This window comes from Gimesia fumaroli (assembly GCF_007754425.1).
GTDB lineage: Bacteria > Planctomycetota > Planctomycetia > Planctomycetales > Planctomycetaceae > Gimesia > Gimesia fumaroli.
This window is the reverse complement of record NZ_CP037452.1, coordinates 4,702,835-4,719,925: the sequence shown is the minus strand read 5'-3', so window position 1 is coordinate 4,719,925 and position 17,091 is coordinate 4,702,835. Positions and strand designations below refer to the sequence as shown.

At 48.8% G+C, this 17,091-nt stretch carries 12 protein-coding genes; 9 read left to right on the top strand and 3 right to left on the bottom strand.

Annotated elements, in window-relative coordinates:
- The first annotated feature begins 502 nt into the window (after nucleotides 1-502).
- Nucleotides 503-781, top strand: a complete 279-nt coding sequence (locus tag Enr17x_RS17750) for a Flp family type IVb pilin (RefSeq protein WP_145311011.1) — start codon at nucleotides 503-505, stop codon at nucleotides 779-781.
- A 134-nt stretch (nucleotides 782-915) separates the two neighbouring features.
- Nucleotides 916-1,242, top strand: a complete 327-nt coding sequence (locus tag Enr17x_RS17745; RefSeq protein ID WP_145311009.1) for a branched-chain amino acid aminotransferase — start codon at nucleotides 916-918, stop codon at nucleotides 1,240-1,242.
- A gap of 118 nt (nucleotides 1,243-1,360) precedes the next feature.
- Here Enr17x_RS17745 and Enr17x_RS17740 read toward each other — a convergent pair whose 3' ends face one another.
- On the bottom strand, nucleotides 1,361-2,380 hold the full coding sequence (locus Enr17x_RS17740) for a Gfo/Idh/MocA family protein (RefSeq protein WP_145311008.1): 1,020 nt from the start codon (nucleotides 2,378-2,380) through the stop codon (nucleotides 1,361-1,363).
- 361 nt (nucleotides 2,381-2,741) lie between these two features.
- Here Enr17x_RS17740 and Enr17x_RS17735 point away from each other — a divergent pair, with 361 nt between their 5' ends.
- Nucleotides 2,742-3,602: a hypothetical protein gene (locus tag Enr17x_RS17735; protein WP_145311006.1), complete on the top strand. Its 861-nt coding sequence runs from the start codon at nucleotides 2,742-2,744 to the stop codon at nucleotides 3,600-3,602.
- A gap of 66 nt (nucleotides 3,603-3,668) precedes the next feature.
- On the opposite strand, the gene ettA is transcribed toward Enr17x_RS17735, so the two are convergent.
- Nucleotides 3,669-5,342 (bottom strand): energy-dependent translational throttle protein EttA, encoded by a 1,674-nt coding sequence (ettA, locus tag Enr17x_RS17730; RefSeq protein WP_145311004.1) that lies wholly within the window; start codon nucleotides 5,340-5,342, stop codon nucleotides 3,669-3,671.
- 395 nt (nucleotides 5,343-5,737) lie between these two features.
- Complete coding sequence (locus tag Enr17x_RS17725) at nucleotides 5,738-7,852, bottom strand: DUF2079 domain-containing protein (RefSeq protein ID WP_145311003.1); 2,115 nt, start codon at nucleotides 7,850-7,852, stop codon at nucleotides 5,738-5,740.
- A gap of 201 nt (nucleotides 7,853-8,053) precedes the next feature.
- On the opposite strand from Enr17x_RS17725, the gene Enr17x_RS17720 reads away from it, so the two are divergent.
- The 6 genes from Enr17x_RS17720 to Enr17x_RS17695 all read left to right on the top strand — a co-directional run bounded on the left by Enr17x_RS17720 (nucleotide 8,054) and on the right by Enr17x_RS17695 (nucleotide 17,048).
- Complete coding sequence (locus Enr17x_RS17720; RefSeq protein WP_145311001.1) at nucleotides 8,054-8,716, top strand: nucleoside 2-deoxyribosyltransferase; 663 nt, start codon at nucleotides 8,054-8,056, stop codon at nucleotides 8,714-8,716.
- 37 nt (nucleotides 8,717-8,753) lie between these two features.
- Nucleotides 8,754-10,091, top strand: a complete 1,338-nt coding sequence (locus tag Enr17x_RS17715; protein WP_145311000.1) for an HD domain-containing protein — start codon at nucleotides 8,754-8,756, stop codon at nucleotides 10,089-10,091.
- A 97-nt stretch (nucleotides 10,092-10,188) separates the two neighbouring features.
- Complete coding sequence (locus Enr17x_RS17710; RefSeq protein WP_145310998.1) at nucleotides 10,189-11,421, top strand: formylglycine-generating enzyme family protein; 1,233 nt, start codon at nucleotides 10,189-10,191, stop codon at nucleotides 11,419-11,421.
- A gap of 240 nt (nucleotides 11,422-11,661) precedes the next feature.
- Complete coding sequence (locus tag Enr17x_RS17705) at nucleotides 11,662-12,117, top strand: MarR family winged helix-turn-helix transcriptional regulator (protein ID WP_145310997.1); 456 nt, start codon at nucleotides 11,662-11,664, stop codon at nucleotides 12,115-12,117.
- 71 nt (nucleotides 12,118-12,188) lie between these two features.
- Nucleotides 12,189-13,484, top strand: a complete 1,296-nt coding sequence (locus Enr17x_RS17700; RefSeq protein WP_232100762.1) for an efflux RND transporter periplasmic adaptor subunit — start codon at nucleotides 12,189-12,191, stop codon at nucleotides 13,482-13,484.
- 12 nt (nucleotides 13,485-13,496) lie between these two features.
- Nucleotides 13,497-17,048: an efflux RND transporter permease subunit gene (locus Enr17x_RS17695; protein ID WP_145310995.1), complete on the top strand. Its 3,552-nt coding sequence runs from the start codon at nucleotides 13,497-13,499 to the stop codon at nucleotides 17,046-17,048.
- Nucleotides 17,049-17,091 lie beyond the last annotated feature (43 nt).

Here is a 17,091-nt window from a genome sequence, read left to right as displayed (position 1 = left end):
ATTCGCAGAGGTCAAGAGAACGAGGCGAAGTAAATCATGGATATCAGTGACTTTTTTGAATTTTTACCCCGAAACCGGGCGCGCGCCGTCTGTTTCTACCAGACTCTATCAATTGATAGGATTATTCAGGCCAACTCTCAAGGGACTCAGGTTTCCGAATTTCGTGTTGAGTTTTCTCATCATGTTGCGATGAGGCATCATTGCGGTAAATCACTATTTCAAAAGACTTTAGACAAATGAGTCGCGGCTAGTCTTATTTCGTGTTGCGTTCTCACCTCATCACTGTTTTGGGCGGTTCCGGTTCCTGACAAGAAAAACTGTCAATCAGGATGATTTATATCTCCTTACAAAACAGTGAGTTAGGTCGCTTGTTTTGAACGGATTGTAAAATCTTTTTAACGCTTTGGCCTGTTTGGTATTCAGCTTGCTTTACATCCCAGTATCAACTTTGAAACGTTTAACTCGATGCAAAACAATATCACACCACCTGGAGACACCAACTATGAAAAACATCATCAACCAACTGATCAACGACGAAGCCGGTTTCATTGTTTCTGCTGAACTCGTGCTGATCTCCAGCATCGCCGTTCTGGCCATGATTGTCGGACTCTCTGAAGTCGCTAATAATGTGAACCAGGAACTGGAAGATGTCGGCAGTGCCTTTTCTTGTATCGATCAGTCATACATGCTGAGCAATGCACACGGCCACAAAGGCTGTACTGAATCCAGCAGCTTCTACGATCAATCTGACTTCTGCTCAGGTCAATGGGACGTGCAATAATCAACTCTGATCAGCCCCCTGCCCGAAACGTGCTTTCTTTCCGATGCTGAAAGTCTGCAGGGCTTCACCAACCCTGCAGGCTTTATTAAACCCGAAACAAAAATGAACCAAAACTCTTTCTGGAGACCATCAACATGAAAATCATGCTGATCCAATTGATGAACGAAGAGGCGGGATTTATCGTCTCGTCCGAACTGGTCCTTGTGTCAACGATTGCCGTGTTAGCAATGATTGTCGGACTGAGCGAAGTCGCTCATGGCGTAAACCAGGAACTCGAAGACGTCGGCAGTGCCTTCGGTCGGATTAACCAGAGTTTCTATGTCGCCGGTGCTTCAGGCCATAAAGGCTACACCTATGGCAGCGATTTCCACGACCAGTTTGATTTCTGTGACGGAGAGAACGATATCGTCTGCGATCGTCCTCCTGTGCAGGAAGGTCGTCGAGGTGGCCACAACTATTAAGAGCCACTAGTAACACAGCGTTTCCGTAATAGGAAGCAGGCTTGCATCGAGGCGGGAGTCTCCACCTCAGGCACCCTCATCATCGTAAATGGTGAGGGTGCTTCTTTTATGCGCCATATTAGGTGGGGAAGAAGTCAGCTAAATTCACCACGGTTTCAGTACGAGCCGAGTAGTCCAGTGCATTCAAGACTCTTTGAGTATTAATCCCCAGATCAGACCATTGCTGCTCCAGGCGGCCCGAGCGAATAATGTCGCAAAAATGGTTGATCATACAGGTTTCCTGTAAGGGGTTTCCTGTTTCATGCCTGGTTGCATTACCGTTTCCGTCGTTGACATAATAAGCAGGCTTCTGTTTCTCCCAGGGACGTGTAAAGTCATCACAAAGCAGAGAGCCTTCGGTGCCGGCCAGTTCAAACCATTTCCGCATACTGACATCGAATCCACAATCAAATGAAGCAATACGATTTTTTGTGAACCACATGATGCCCGAAAAGTTATAGTCAACATCATTGTAAGGACGCGCGGTACCGAACACTTTTTGGGGAAGTTCATTAAAGGCCCAAAGAGCGGCTCCGATACAATACCAGCCAAGGTCACCCAGAGAACCGCCACCCAGATCACGCTGCAGTCGCAAATCATTTTCAGGGACTTCATCCCAGCAGAAAGTAAACGCAGAAGTGAAGCGACGATGTTCTCCCAATTCATCACTGCGAATCAGTTTGAGCATCTCGTGAGCACGAGGATGATGATACCACATGACGCCATCCATCAGTTGAACCTGGTTCTCCAGACAGACACGGCGCATTTCTCTGGCCTGATTCACATTCAAGGCCAATGGTTTTTCACAGAGAACATGTTTGCCGGCTTTAGCAGCGCGAACGGTCCATTCGCCATGCATTGAGGGAGGCAGTGGAATATACACCGCATCGATGTTCGGATCTTGCAGAAGTGCTTCGTAACTTCCGACACTTCGCTTCACATGATGTTGTTGAGCCCAGTCGGCTGCTTTCACCGGATCACGACTGGCGATACAGGAGAGCTCTGCATTATCTGCCTGATGAATTGCAATGCTGATTTTTTCTGCAATACGTGCTGTGCCTAGTATTCCCCAGCGCACAGTTCGGTTTGAGTCTTTCATAAGATGAGTTCCAGTGAGTTGTGAAATAATATTTATGAAAAAAAATTGAAATCTTCAAACCAGCTTGTTATTGTTAAAAAAGAGCAGCATATCTTTTATTGAATCCATTCTTTTATCTTTCAATATTTTTGCTCAATATCACAGACTTTCGAAGTCCTGTAAAGTGATCGTCGTTCAGTTGACCTCTCAGATTTAAGTCTGCGCTCAAACAGGTAATCATATTTTCTTGTACTGAAATAGAAGCACACGTTTCTTGTGTGCAGACCTTGTACAAATGCCTGCTGGATAAATGCTGGCATTGAACAGTATTTCCAAAGCGTTACATGTTTGACCTGGTAAACCTGGTAGACAGGAGTGGAAAATGACCAAACGAATACAGTTACTGTCTGTTCTGGGAGTCGTGTTGCTCATCGGTGGAATTTCGATCGATCCGGTAAGTGGGACTCCTAAAAATAGTCTGATTACAACTTTAAGCTTGAAGCCGAATGTGCCGGAGGTGAATCTGTTTGATGGAATCAAGCAGAAAACACTTTCTGCCAGAGTCTTTCCGAAGAGTGCTTATAGCTCATCGGTCTTCATTACAAATCAGACTAAAGAACCGTTGACAGTGAAAATTCCGCCGGCTGTCTCTTCAGTCCATATTCTGGCTCAGGTCGATCCGGGGAACGGATTGTTGCAGGGGTTACAGGGAAATCAGCAACCACAGACCGGGGATAGTCAGGCGGTGGGAGGAAACTTATCACCGGTGGGGAATAACCAGAATTTTGACTTTCAGGGTCTGTTTACGATTCCTCCGGAAAAAACAGTTCGTCTGCAATTGCGATCTGTCTGTCTGGAACATGGGAAGCCTTGTCCTTCCAGTCTTAAAACATATGAGTTAAGACCCATTGATACCAAGGTCAAAGATAAAGCACTGGTGTTATTGCTGAAGAAGTTTAATCCCCGCAGAGATGATCTCGAAATGATGCAGGCCATTGCCTGGCATCTGGGCAGTCATATGGATTGGCAGGAACTGGCGAATAAAAAGAAGAATCGCCACATCGGTGGGGGCGTGCCTTATTTTTCAAGAGCACAGTTAACGACTGCCCGGAAAGTAGTCGAATTGGCTCGCATTGAATCGAATAGAACTCCTGCCGAAAAGGAGGGGCAACTCTATTCGAATACAAAAAGCGAATTGGGTACGACTTCGACAGTAAGTCGCGTCGAAGGAAATCGTCGTTAAATAAAAAAAGGGGCGATTTTCAAAAAGAATCGCCCCCCGAATTCTTCAAGTCAAGCAAGTAAGCCTTTAGCGCGAAAGTGGCTTATACTGAATCCGATGCGGCGAGTCGGCGTCTTTGCCGAGTTCCTCATGACGCTTGGCTTCATACATTTTATAGTTGCCTTCGAACCAGCGAACTTTGCTATCCCCTTCAAAGGCGATGATATGCGTGGCCAGACGATCCAGAAACCAGCGGTCGTGGCTGACAACCAGTGCACAACCACTGTAATGTTCGAGGCCTTCTTCCAGTGAACGCAGGGTTTCGACATCCAGGTCGTTTGTCGGTTCGTCCAGCAACAACAGGTTTCCGCCGGAACGGAGCAGTTTTGCCATATGTACGCGGTTTCGCTCACCGCCGGAAAGTTCTCCTACCAGCTTCTGCTGGTCTGGTCCTTTGAAATTAAACCGACCGACATAAGTTCGCGAGTGAATGCTTGACTTGCCGACGACCAGGTGTTCGTGTCCCTGTGAAATTTCTTCGTAAACCGTTTTCTTCGGATTCAACGAATCGCGGCTCTGGTCGACATACGAGAGTTCAACGGTCTCGCCTAACTCCAGTGTACCACTATCCGGTTTTTCCTGTCCCATGATCATTTTAAAGAGCGTTGTTTTACCGGCACCGTTCGGACCGATCACTCCCACGATTCCACCACGAGGTAATTCGAAAGTGAAATTTTCGAACAATAATTTGTCGCCGAAACCTTTGGTGACATTTTCGGCAACGAGAACCCGGCTCCCAAGTGGTCGGGAAATCGGAATTTGAATGTCGGACGCGTCGGATTGTTTTTCATAATCTTCAGCGGCCAATTCTTCATAGCGCTGGATACGGGCTTTGTTTTTGGAAGCCTGTGCTTTAGGCGACATGCGTACCCATTCAAGTTCCCGCTTGAGGAATTTCTGACGTTTGGATTCCTGTTTTTCTTCCACTGCCAGACGTGACTGTTTTTGTTCGAGCCACGAGGAATAGTTTCCTTCGAAAGGAAGACCTCTGCCTCGTTCCAGTTCCAGGATCCAGCCGGCCACATTATCCAGGAAATAGCGATCGTGGGTAATGGCGACAACTGTGCCAGTGAAGCTATGCAGATACCGCTCCAGCCAGGCGACCGATTCGGCATCGAGGTGGTTTGTTGGTTCGTCGAGAAGCAGTAAGTCAGGATTTTGCAGCAGGATTTTACAGAGTGCAACCCGGCGTTGCTCTCCACCAGACAAGCTGCCAATAATCGAATCGCCGGGGGGAACACGCATCGCATCCATGGCAATCTCCAGGGTTCGGTCGAGTTCCCAGAGATTGGCGGCGTCAATCTGGTCTTGCAGAGTCGCCTGTTCTTCGATCAGCTTTTCCATTTCTTCCGGAGAAGGATCGTCGGCGAATAGCATGTTCACTTCGTTATAGCGATCCAGAATGGCCTGTGATTCCGCAACCGCTTCCGAAATGCACTCATCAACGGTCTGATTGGGATCCAAATCCGGTTCCTGTTTGAAGTAACCGATTTTTATATTTTTAGCAGGCCGGGCTTCACCGGAAAAATTGGTATCTTCACCTGACATGATTTTCAGGAGTGTACTCTTACCAGCACCATTAGCCCCCAAAACCCCGATTTTGGCACCGGGGAAAAACGAAAGCCAAATGTCTTTCAGAATTTCCTTCTGTTCGTAGACTTTGGTAACGCCTTCCAGTTGCATAATATATTGTTGTGCCATGTTTCCATCTCGTGTCCGAACGGACTTAAACTTTCTGTGACTAAACGATTATCCGTATACATTCCCCATCACCCGCAGGCTGAAGCCCTCTCTCTGGTTCTGGGAAAAACCGACATTCCACTTGCCGCATACCTTAGCTGGACATTCATCACAAGTCACTGGAAACGGGGGGGCTAGTCGGTGAATTCTTCAAAAAACTCTGGGAAATGAGGCTGATTTTCACTATTTCGCACAAAGTTTCGGCGAGGGCCACCTGCTTAGATTGGCGAACGCGTTACTGCGTTCGCTGCGCCAGATTGGTATACCGGCGGCTGGGTTATCTTCTCCATTATTACCGTTGCCAGCAGGAAGCAAACCCCCGTATTGGGGAAATATTAAACTGACATTCAGTTCCCTCAATCCTTCAATTCAGACTCAGGTACCGGTTTCCGTTTCAGGATGATGAAATAGCCGTTTGTTTCGTCTGGGATCAGTTCCCATTGGTCGGGGTGTTCGCGAAATTCGGGGACCTGATCAGGAGTTTTGATTTCGCTATAGGGGTGTTGTGTGTCAATGACGATGAAATCAGTATCTGCGGGCACTCCTGACTGGTACTCGTTGACCTTTCGCTTGTAATTGCTGTAGTCGTATGAGCGTGCATGGTGCGTGAAGCGGGGATGAACGAAATCGGTTGATGCGACTTTGCTGTCAGACGGTATCAGAGGCGCCACTTTCTCAAACTGCCTGGCTCGTTCGCCGGGGACATACAGCCTCTGCCAGTACCAGGCGGAACCGGAATCCCAGAAAACCAGGCCCAGTGGTCCCAGGCTGAAGAAGATACCTGTGGCGATGGCCGAGGACCAGAGGAAATGCATGGCAAACGTTTGTGTTGTCGCTGGTTTGATTTTCCCTTTCCAGCGTTCAAGGAACGAGGGAATATTACCCACACCAAACGCTGCAGCCCAACAGAGAATGGGAACAATCGGTGCATGAAAGTGGTGGCGGGGATCGTGGGCTAATTCATTCAGACAAAGTAATCCAAAAATCGGTGCCGCCACCAAGATTCGGCTTGGCGAAAACAGTGGTAGAAATCCCAATGGAACAATGAGAGCCAGCCCGTAGATAAAAGTATCGGGCCGAAACAGTTCGCCCAGCAGTAGTGCGGGGTTGAATAAAATATTCTGAACGACCTCGCCGAGTGAGTTCCCAAATTTGCTGAAGTAGCCGACGTAATGCACCTGTTCGCCGCTACGAAACCACGGGATGGCGACTTTCACAACGAATCCCAGATAGAGCACCGCAAACAGAGAAAGGCCGACACCCGGCGCGACGGTTTTCAGAAAGTTCGGTTTGGTGGTAGCACTTTCCTGTTTTCGCATGGACCATTGCTGCCAGGCAATCCAGAGCCCCAGCGGTCCGAGAATGATAGCGTAGTCTTCTTTGGCGGTTAATGTGAACAATAGAAGTACGACTGTCGTCTTCCAGCGTTTTAATTCGATCGCTTCCAGTGCAAACAGTAGCAGGGGGACCCCGAACGAAATCGGACGAAATGTTTTCAGGTCGATTGCGATGTCGAGAAACTGCAGCGGAAAGTAGCACAAATATGCAGCCACCATGGCCTTGCCTATGGTCGTCGAACGACTGTGGCGCACAGCCATGCGATATAAGGGGATCACTCCCGTAGCTAGTGCCAGTGTTTCGCACAATTCCAACATCAAGTGTGATGGCCAGATCAGATAGAGCGGAAGTAGGAACAGATGAATAAATTGAATGTGCTCGCCCCAGAAGAGTCCCTGGTCCAGATAGCTGCGAAAGCCTTTTCCATGCGACACATTCCAGAGGTGTTCTTCGTACATGGCAGAGTCGCCGTGGGGCACCAGCATGCCTTCATACAGTCGCCAGTTCATGAAGGTGAACAGTATCACAAACAGTGCCATCATCATCCAGGCAGAAAAGGGAATTGCGATTTTGCGGTCTTCTTTTGCCACTCCGGCTTCCAGTTCAGAATCCAATAGGGAAACCGGGATAAGCAATGAAGCAAAGGCAGCCATCCAGCCGGCAATGGCGACGGAAAACCAGAATTGTGATGTTGCGAGCAGCAGACTTTCTGCACCAGTCCAGCCAAGAATGAAGGCGGCAATGCGGAGTATTTCCCACGCGCCTGGCAGTAGCCACCAGCGATATCCGTTCCAGCCCCACTCCGCTAAAGTAATTCTGAATGGACAGTGATTTATTTTAGATATCAGCAACGCACCACAAACCCAGGTCCCGCAGGCAGCGAGTATCAGGTAACCCATGAGGGGAAAAAAGGGGATGATTGCGGATCGCGTTGCCGGTTCGACCTGACCGGACCAGGCCGGAATGAGACTCTGCCACAGATCGGAGCTGACATATAAGGTGGCAATATCCAGATTGCTGAAAATGGATTGCACTGCCAGAGTGACCGTACCACTTCCCAGCAGAACACAGAGCAGACCGTATGTGAATCGGCGGCTGTCAAATTGGGATGATGCTATCGTATTTTGATTCATGAATTTCGATCTGGATTCCGGTACACTCACTCTGAAGATGACAAGATAGGCGATTCAGATTACGAATTTTAGAGAAGAAAGCTGAAAAGAATCTGGTTTGGGTGAAAAAAATCGGGGTATTGCTACAATAACTTGCAGGACCCCATCTAAACAATATTCTAAATGGTTTTCTAGCAGCAGGGAAGCATTACAGGTTTGACCATGAAACATTCTGATGAGCAGATTCGCGTTTACTGCGCTGGCCCGTTATTTAATCGTTCTGAACGCGAAGAGATGACGGCCATTGCCGATCAGTTAACAAAAAACGGATATCAAGTTTACTTACCTCACCGGGATGGTATGGAGTTTCGTCTGGTACTGGATGTGCTTGTGGAACGGAACTGGGATACGCCTATGGCAGCGCAGTTTTTACATGAAGCCATTTTTGCGCTGGATGTGTATCAGCTGGTTGAGGAGTGTGAAGCGATGGTCTGGAATCTGAACGGTCGGACGCCTGATGAAGGTGCGGTTTCAGAAGCAGCCATGGCCTGGATTCTGGGAAAGCCTTTGATTGCGTATCAGGACGATGTTCGGTCTTTGATTCAGGGCCGCGTGAATCCACTTCTCGTGGGAATGGTCGATTTTGAATCGGTTGATCAGATCGATTTGATTCCTAACTTATTGTCGGAAGCGATTCAGAATCAAGGGCTGCGTCCTTCTGTTCAAAGCACGTTATTACCTGTAAAGGTGCAACGGGCCGTCCAGGCGGGGCGTGTTTTGTGGGATGCAATGTGTTCTGAGGGGGCGCAGGAAGATAACGCCATGATTGCGACGGTCGTGGAAGAGTTGTTCGCTCCCAATGATCGTTCAACACTATTAGCCTGAACCACGAAACGAATATCGTAACATTGATTGATGCTTTATGAACCATCCTTATGTAGAGATACCTGAACTTTCCAATTTACAGTCAGGCAGTGGTCTGGTTCGCATTCCCTATCAGCAGGATGTTCCCTTTACGAAACGCGTGCGTGCGCTCGTCGATACGGAAGAGTTTCGCCGTTTGTCGCATATTACTCAGTTGGGGTTTTCGGCGCAGGTTTATCCCGGTGCAACACATACCCGCTTCGAGCATGCATTAGGCGTTTATCATAATGCGCTACAGTATCTGTGGCAGTTGGGAAAAGATGTCCGGTTTGCCGCGATCATTGACGTACATACGGCTGAGGTGCTGATTGCTGCGGCATTATTACACGATATTGGTCATTGGGCATTCTGTCATTTGATTGAAGACATGTCACTTGAAGGCATTCCCCGGCATGAAAAGTTTGCGCGGGAATTTCTGTCAGAAGGGCATGAACTGGCAGTCATCTTGAAGTCGGAATGGGGCATTGAGCCGGAAGAGGTTCTGGATATTTTAGTTCCGAAATCTGATACGACAGAGATGCGACTGGTTCGATCGATATTATCCGGCCCTATAGACATTGACAAGATGGACTATCTGGATCGGGACAGCCTGCATGCTGGTGTGCCTTATGGACGTAATTTTGATAAAAATCGTTTAATCCATTCACTGATGGTCAACGAAGCAGGCGACGGACTGGCCATTGGATCGAAAGGAAAAACCGCGGCTGAGTTGATGGTGTTTGCCCGTTATGTGATGTTCAGCGAAGTCTATTGGCATCACGCAGTCCGTTCAGCCAGTACGATGTTTGCGCGTGCGTTTTTCCATCTATATCCCAAGCTGGATCTGACGGACTATTTTAAGTTGACCGAAGCAGACTCCATTTCTGTGTTACGCGCGGAGGCCAAAGGGACCGACTGCGAACGGCTCGTGGAAGGCATTTTCAGTACAAAACGGTTATTGTATAAGCGGGTCGCTGAATTCAGTTTTTATGAATCGGCTGATGTATTTGAACTCATCGCGCATCAGCCGATCTCATCACTCGTCAAGTGGAGCGAGAATCTGGCGCGACGGCTTGCACAGCGTTTGAATCAGACGGTCGCTTCAACTGATATCCTGATTGATGCACCACCCACGCATCGTGAAGTAGAATTTGATGTCCAAATTTATTCGGCGCGCGAAGCGAGATACCAGCCATTACATATTGTCTCGCCTGTCGTAGATACCCTGGCTCGAAAACAGTTTGATGATTTTGTCAAACGGGTTCGCGTCTTTGCACACCCTCAGATTGCACGTCAATGTGCTGAAATGCAGGATTTCGAGCAACTACTGATTGAATCCGTTCAAGAGTCATTCTGATCAGAATTTTCTGAAAAGGCTGTTATTCAGTTTCAGGGATGATAAAATCAAGGGTAAGAAAGTTCTGTTTTTAATAAGTCTGAACAAGTTGGTGCTGATGATGTTGCGAAATCCAAAACAGAGTGAAGTCATATTCTTTACCCTGACGGGAGTCATTTTGCTGCTCACCGTCGGCTGTAGTGAAGATCAGCCTGTCGTGCAACCATCTCAGAAGCCATTGAGGGACACATCGAGTTCTCAAATGCGTGCGCCGAAAATGAAGCCTTCGAAATCGGTGGCTCGTAAAAAGAAAAAAGTGAAAGCGAAACAACCGGAATTGGCAGGCAATCCGGATGATATGTTTGAAGTCGTAGATTACATTCACAATTTCGAAGTAAAAAAAACAGGGGTTCCCTATCAGGCAACCGAGCAGGTCGCTGTGATGTTTCCTGAGAAACCAGAGATTAATTCAACAACATTTAAAGTTGTCAAAAACGTTGCGCAAGCAGAGCAGCCGGCGGCTGACTCATCTTTTAAATTACCGAAAGGGTTTTCGGCTGTTAAAGAAGCCGGTTATTCTGACCGGGGGCTCCCAAAGCGGATTCGCTGTGAGCGCGATTACAGTGAGATGGTTCTGGTTCCGGCCGGGGTCTCGGTGCAGGGCGTGACGAATGGTGAGAAGAATACCAGTCCGGAATTCACTATCTACCAGGATGCGTTTTATATTGACGTACATGAAGTCACTCTCGAAAAATATCGACGCTGGCGTTCAGAAATGATTGCAGAAAAAGGCAAGATTCCCGAGCCTGCAGAAAACGACGGTCAGCCTGCTGATTTTCCCGCGATGGGAGTCTCGTATACTGACGCTTTGAATTATGCACGGACGATGGGAAAACAACTACCACACGAAACGCAGTGGGAAAAAGCGGCTCGTGGTGAGAGCGGTTTTCAATATCCGTGGGGGAATGGGCGTGCGTTGTGGCAGAAGACACGTCTTCCGGGACAAATTGATCCGGTGGGTACATTTCTCGGAGATCAAAGCCCGTATGGCGTAATGGATTTGGCTGGTAACGCACGCGAATGGTGTGATGACTGGTATTCCCAGAATGCCTATCAGGCTGCACTGGCCCTGTCGGATGCAGGTGTCGTTCGTGGCTGGACTGGCCCCAGACGCCCCGTTGTTCCCAGTATGCGAGTGGTGCGTGGAAATCAAAAATCCTGGGAAGTCTGGAAACGGAGCGGTGAGAATATGCGGACACCTCCTGCTGATGTCGGATTCCGTTGTGTCTTGAATCTCGCCAGTGCCCCCAATGCAGAAGCGGAGCAATCAAAACCGGCTAACGCGTTTTGATTCTCATAAAATAAGTGTCTACTTCGATTTAACGCTTATTCTATCCTTCGATACCATGCCTCTGTCCTTTGCTCAGGCTGGAAATATACCGGCTTGTACCCATGCGTTTCTGTAAATCGAGGTAAAGCCTCTACAGCAGATTAATTAGGTCTTGCGATTGGGCTTGTTCAGATAGTATAACAGGGCTAATAATTAGTCTGGCTAATGAATCAAGGGCGTTTCACTCCAGAGGAGGAACTGATGTTACAGTATGACTTTGAAGAAAGTGTGGGATATTGGATCACCATTACATCGCACTTCTATCAGGATGCGTTGAATCAGGAATTGATGCCATACGGAATTACATTTCGTCAGTTTCAGGTCATTGGCTGGCTGGTTTACGAAGGACCACTTTCTCAAGTGGAGTTAGCCGAACGCATGATGATTGAACCTCCGACGCTGGTTCGTATTCTGGATCGGATGGAACGGGATCAGTGGATCAAACGCGATAGTGATCTAGAGGATCGTCGCCGCAAGGTTGTGAAAGTGTTGCCGGAAGCGAGGCCGATCTGGTCACAAATGGTGGCCTGTCTGAAGCGACTTCGAAAAAAAGCAACACAAGGTATGACGGCGGAACAGGTAGAGACTTTAAAGTCACTGTTAATGCAAGTGCAGGAAAACCTGGGAGTGAAAGTTTCAGAAGTAGAGATCGTTTAACAGAGAAAATAACAAAGAACGACTGCGGTGATGACTGCGGACAAACACTTAATATGACGTTGAGGATTCTTATGAGAGTAGCAACCAGTCTTGTTGCATCGATTTGTGTGTGTGCTCTGTTCTCAGGGCAACTCATGGCACAGCGCGGTCCGGCGACTGTGGGGGTGGCAGAAATTATTGAGCGTGAGACCGCATCGGGGCAGACGTTTGTGGGGACCGTTTTGCCGATCAAACGCAGCGCCATCGGGTCTGCTGTTGGAGGGCGGGTTGCTGAGTTTCCGGTAAACGAAGGGGACTTCGTTCGAGCGAAACAACCGCTGGCACAGTTGTTGACAAATACGATCAATCTCGAAGTTGACGCGGAGAAAGCCGAACTGGATTTGCGGAAACACGAGCTGGCGGAACTTGAGAACGGCTCACGTCCTGATGAAATTAAAAGGGCCAAAGCACTAATGCAGGCTGCGAAAGCGGATAGTGAATATCAGCAGAAACGTCGCAAACGACTGGAATCGTTGTATGCAAGAAAAGCTGTGAATGACGACGACATTCAACAGGTGGTTTCCGAATCGATCCGTGCAGAAGAATTATATCAGGAAGCACAGGCCGCTTATGAGCTGGCGGTAGAAGGGCCCCGTAAGGAGAAAATTGCCCAGGCAAAGTCCCAGGTCGCCATTCAACAGGCTTTAGTAGATAAACTTGAAAGTCAGGTCGTCAAGCATACGATCATCACCCCCTTTGATGGATACGTGGTCGCAGAACACACAGAAGTCGGTCAATGGGTCAATTCAGGAGAGCTGGTTGCAGAAGTCATCGCGCTCGGCGAAGTGGATGTTCGGGTTCAGGTTCTGGAAAATCATGTGCCTCATGTACGATTAGGGATGGAAGTTCGCGTGGAAGTTCCCGCGATACCGGAACAGGTTTTTACCGGCACCGTTGTGATGATCATACCTCAGGCCGATGTCCGCGCCCGAACTTTTCCAGTTAAGGTGCGAATAAAAAATACGATTACAAAAGATGGTCCGTTGTTAAAATCAGGGATGTTGGCACGGGCCGTACTGCCAACTGGTGCTAAACAAATGGCACTGCTGGTTTCCAAGGATGCGCTGGTTCTGGGAGGCCCTACTCCCATGATCTATGTTGTGGATCCGAGTCCTGATAAGAAAAATTATGGGAAAGCCCGCCCAGTTCCTGTTCAGGTAGGAGTTGCCAATGGACGGCTGATCCAGGTCAAAGGAAACCTGAAACGAGGTGAGCATGTTGTCATTCGGGGAAATGAACGCTTGCGACCCGGGCAGGATGTGGTGATTACCGAAGTGATGTCACCCGATGCAGAACCCAAAACCAAAGCTATTAATACAGACGGTTAAAGAGGAAGTCCAATGAATTTGATTAATGCCATTGTGCACAATCCGGTAAAAGTGACCGTCGGTGTGTTAATGACCGTTCTGTTCGGACTGGTGGCACTCATCCGCATGCCGATGCAATTAACGCCCGAGGTTCAGAGACCGACGATTACTGTGGAAACGCGCTGGCCGGGAGCCAGTCCCCAGGAAGTCGAACGTGAAATTGTTCTGGAACAGGAAGAGCAGCTGAAAAGTGTCGAGGGAATTACCAAACTGAGTTCGGAAAGTGCTGATTCCAAAGGCTCGATCACGTTGGAATTTCTGGTCGGGACGAATATGGACGAAGCCTTACTGAAAGTGAATTCTCGTCTGCAGCAGGTGCCGGAATATCCGGAAGATGCCGATCAGCCGATTATCAGCACCGCGAATGCTGCCGACCGACCAATTGCCTGGTTCATTCTCAGCAGCCGCTTACCGTCTGATGAAAAAATTGTCACATTTCAGAAAGCGCATCCCGAATTAAAAGAACAGCTGGATATTATTCGGAATACCCCCAACCCGGGGTTAGCGATGTTGCGGTTGAGACTATTGGCACAGGAGTACCCCGAAGTCAGAGGGGGCATCTTACCCGATGAAGACCTTGAAGTAACGAAGCTGCGTCGCTTTGCAGAAGATGAAATCGAAGCTCGTTTTGAACGTGTTTCCGGTGTCTCCCAGTCGAATGTATTAGGGGGGCTGGAAGATGAATTACAGGTCGTGGTCGATTCGGAACAACTGGCTGCACGGCAATTAACGATTGCTGATGTGCGTAGGGTGTTGCGAGGCCAGAATGCAGATACGTCTGCCGGTGACTTCTGGGAAGGCAAGCGACGCTGGGTCGTGCGAACGCTGGGCCAGTTTCGCAATATAGAAGAAGTGGAAAATCAACTCTTGGCAGTTCGCGATGGTGCCCCCGTTTATGTTCGGGATGTCGCGGAAGTCCGTTTGGGATATAAGAAGCCCGATGGTCTGGTGCGGCGGTTTGGTGAATCAAGTATTGCAATTAACTGCGTTCGGGAAACCGGCGCCAACGTGTTAGATATTATGGATGGTTTGCGTGTCGCTGTTCAGGATATTGATGAGAATATTCTCAAGCCGCGCGGCTTACAGTTAGTTCAGGTTTATGACGAAACCGACTATATCTATTCTTCGGTTGATCTGGTGAAGAACAACATTTTCATCGGTGGGGCGCTCACGATGATTGTGTTGATGTCGTTCCTGCATCTGGGAGTCCGCACGCTGCTGGTCGTACCGTTGATCATTATCACTGCGGTTGCAGCGACATTTATTTCTCCCTGGTTTTTTGTCGTCAGTCTGGCATTCATTATTGGAGCCGGGTTCTGGTTTGCCCGTGGTGCCCTGGTGGTGGGTTTGGCGATTCCCACCAGTATTATTGGTACGTTCCTGATTTTGGGCGCATTGGGACGCTCCTTAAACGTAATCAGTCTGGCTGGTTTGGCCTTTGCAGTCGGGATGCTCGTTGATAATGCCGTGGTGGTGCTGGAAAATATTTTCCGTCGTTATTCTTTGGGAGAATCACCGTTTCAGGCGGCAATTAAAGGGACACAAGAAGTCTGGGGGGCCGTACTGGCATCAACCCTGACGACGATTGCAGTCTTTTTACCAGTCGTTTTTATCCAGGAAGAAGCAGGTCAGTTGTTTCAGGATATTGCTTTAGCCATTAGTGCTGCAGTGGGACTTTCGCTGGTGGTTTCCATGACCCTGATCTCAACCGCGTCTGCACGTTTATTGCATAAGCGAGAGGGGCAGGACCTTGAAGATGTTCATGCCGTTTCCCAGGAACAAGCCGAGACTGATGCGGCTGTGAAGAAGAACTGGTTGCATCGCACACTGGTCGGCCCGATCGAAGGGGCTGGCGCTGCGTTTGTCCGTATGGTTGTTGGTGTGAATCACTGGATTCAGAGTGGTTTGATCCGACGGTTGCTGGTCGTGGGACTACTTGTTGGCGCTGCCGTTGGTATCAGTTGGCAGTTATGGCCGAAAGTAGAATATCTGCCGACCGGGAACCGCAATTTGATTTTTGCGATACTCCTGCCACCCCCCGGATACAACCTCAACCAGTTAATGGAACTGGGAGAGAGTGTGGAAACTGATTTACGGCCTTATTGGGATGTGGACCCCAATAGTGAGGAAGCGAAAAAACTGGACTATCCGGTGATTGGCGATTTCTTTTTCGTTGCCCGGGGACGTCAGGTCTTTATGGGGATTCGTGCCTTTGATTCACAACGCGTGGGCGAGCTAATCCCGCTCGTTCAGAAAGCGGGTATGAAATTACCTGGTACGTTTGCGGTGGCAAAGCAGTCGAGTCTATTCGAACGGGGATTGACCGGCGGACGTACGATTGAAGTTGAAATCATTGGCCCTGATTTACAAAAACTGGTTGGTATGGGAGGTCAGGTTCTGGGGCAAGTGAAACAGATGATTCCCGAAGCGCAGGTTCGCCCGATTCCCAGCCTGGACCTTTCCAGTCCGGAAGTTCATATTCAGCCCAAACTGGTTCAAGCAGCCGAAATGGGCGTCAGCAGCGCTGACCTGGGTTATACCGCAAATGCGTTGATTGATGGTGCATTTGCTGGCGACTATTATCTGGGAGGCGATAAAATTGATTTGACAATCGTCGGACAATCCCGGCACATTCAAAATACGCAGGATGTCAAAGCGCTTTCTGTCGCGACGCCGATGGGTTCGCTCGTTCCTTTGGAAGCGTTGGCCGATGTGAAAATAACCAGTGGCCCGGAACAGGTGAATCATCGCGAGCGTCAACGAGCGATTACGATTGAAGTCTCTCCGCCTGAAGCAATGGCATTGGAAGATGCGATGAGCCAGATTCAGTCGGAAATTGTGCAGCCGATGCGCGAAAATGGCCAGCTTGCGGGCGGCTATCGCATTGTGTTATCGGGGACCGCTGACAAATTACGTGATACCTGGGCGGCACTTGAATTTAATGTGATTCTGGCGCTGATGATCACTTATCTGCTCATGGCTGCTTTGTTTGAATCGTGGTTGTATCCGTTCGTGATTATTTTCAGTGTTCCATTAGGGGCTGTCGGCGGAATTCTGGGGCTGAGTGTGTTGAATCTGTTTATGCTGCAGACCTTGGATGTGCTCACCATGCTGGGATTTGTAATTTTGATCGGAACTGTGGTGAATAACCCGATTTTGATTATTCACCAGTCTCTGAACCATATTAACGAAGACCATATGACGCCGCGGGAAGCGATTTTGGAAAGTATCCGAACCCGAATTCGACCGATTTTCATGACGACCACAACCACAGTCCTCGGATTGTTACCACTGGTTCTCTTTCCGGGGTCGGGGAGTGAATTATATCGCGGACTGGGAAGTGTGGTACTGGGGGGACTGATTGTCTCAACTCTGTTTACGTTAGTGCTGGTGCCGACTTTATTCAGTTTAACGATGGATGCCAAGCAATGGGGCTTGAATCTACTCAGGCCTGGTGTCGTAAAACAGACGAAACCAAATGCACCACCCGTTGAGGTTGAAAAGCAGGAGAATGTCACCGTTTAATGGATTGGACAGCAGTGGGAGAATGTCACCATGTCGTCCTGAG